General features: G+C 36.6%; 3 protein-coding genes. All 3 read right to left on the bottom strand.

Translation table 11 applies throughout. The features are described from left to right. Positions 1 to 10: 10 nt before the first annotated feature. Positions 11 to 139 carry a hypothetical protein gene (locus AAC155_RS24145; protein WP_262405202.1) on the bottom strand — a complete coding sequence of 43 codons (129 nt, stop codon included), beginning with the start codon at positions 137 to 139 and terminating at the stop codon, positions 11 to 13. A gap of 46 nt (positions 140 to 185) precedes the next feature. Beyond that, positions 186 to 908 (bottom strand): Imm52 family immunity protein, encoded by a 723-nt coding sequence (locus tag AAC155_RS24140; protein ID WP_113044414.1) that lies wholly within the window; start codon positions 906 to 908, stop codon positions 186 to 188. 13 nt (positions 909 to 921) lie between these two features. Beyond that, the coding region (locus tag AAC155_RS24135) for a Tox-REase-5 domain-containing protein (protein WP_113044413.1) at positions 922 to 1,452 on the bottom strand (531 nt) is incomplete at its 5' end.

Raw genomic sequence — 1,452 nt, 5'->3', positions numbered from 1 at the left:
TATTGGCATATTAACGTCTCCTGTTTAGCTTATTTTTTGCCATAATAGGTACACCATTGTGAGTACATTCATCAATAACGGTAATAACCTTACTGCCATGATCTGTCATATCACCTAACAGAATAACTGATTTTAACATGAAAGTTCCCCATCGTTTTTCAATTGGCAAATAATATCATCCCTCATTAAACTTCGGTAATTAATGGCAGTAATCCCAGATTCACCAACTGAACTTCAACATCATTGGATTTATCAATATCATCCTGATTTCTGCCATCAAAAATACCTTTTTTGGTAATAATCAACGTGCCGATCTGTTCATTATTTTGATACACAGGAAGCACATCCTCCGCCATAGGAAGATAGGATTTATCAATAATACAGGGCTGGTAAAGCATCCAACCGACGCTTAAGCGATCAGGGAAAACTTGTTTGCCTTTTAAGATATAGCCGTTGGTTTCTACTTGAATATACGGAAAATCACGACTAGTCGCTAAATATTTAACTAAATCAATTAATCGGGAAGTATCAAGTTTGGTACTGTCAATTCTTAAGTTTAATATTAACCAAACCTTGTTAGGATGGTTTGGCTTCGATTTATAATAATCAATGCTACTAGATAATTCATCATTTTCACCATCCCATATAGCATTATTGAAAAAAGGAAAACTTTTCTTATATTCTTTTTCAAAGTCTTTGATAGCAACTTCAGTTGGTCCCTGTTCATCAAACACAATATGTTGTAGAGCCTGTTTTCTAGAGTAACCTGTTAAGTACCACGTCTTTTTCTGCCCGAAAAAAATATCAATCTGCCGTGTAATATGAAATAAATCCATTAACACCATATTTAAGGTAATAGTTTCCTGTTGTTCATAACGCACATTGATTTCCAAATTAATTATTGCCATCGTTGACCTCGAATTAAATTAAATCTTTGCAAGGAGTATAATAAACACTGATATTTTTATGTTCAATAAATAGCGTTTTAAAATATCCATAGCTGACAGGCTGTAAAAAATGCCACTCCACATGAGGCGTTTCATCTAATGCATCACATACAGCTTGTTGCCTATCTGCTTGGTTTTTCCCTGATATACGGCCTTTCCACCACCTTTTGGGTTTACCATCGCTATCAAAAAACTGGTCATACCGCGCTTTGGCCTCTAGAAATAAACAATACGCTGGCCGCCAGCCATCAAACGTCACTTTCAGGCACTGAAATTCCTGAATCATTTGTGTGGCTGGGTCATATTTAGTTTTAGCAATAAATCGCTGATAGTTAATCGTGATGGCGCTCCAGCGACTCACCTTGCGATATTTTTCACTCGTCACCGGAATAGCAAGACAAGCCTGACACTCTTTTTTAGTTTCCGTTTTTTCACACTCTTCCGTCTTAGACTGAGCCTTAACTTGAACCGCACTGGTATCAACGGATTCTTCCCCTAAATCATC

It is taken from the genome of Photorhabdus sp. HUG-39, assembly GCF_963878365.1.
GTDB classification, from domain to species: domain Bacteria; phylum Pseudomonadota; class Gammaproteobacteria; order Enterobacterales; family Enterobacteriaceae; genus Photorhabdus; species Photorhabdus kayaii.
This window is presented reverse-complemented; position numbering and strand designations above follow the sequence as displayed.

Excerpts from the sequence above, each read along its gene's own strand:
- AAC155_RS24145 (WP_262405202.1), bottom strand. The coding sequence starts at position 139 with ATGTTAAAATCAGTTATTCTGTTAGGTGATATGACAGATCATGGCAGT.
- AAC155_RS24140 (WP_113044414.1), bottom strand. The coding sequence starts at position 908 with ATGGCAATAATTAATTTGGAAATCAATGTGCGTTATGAACAACAGGAA.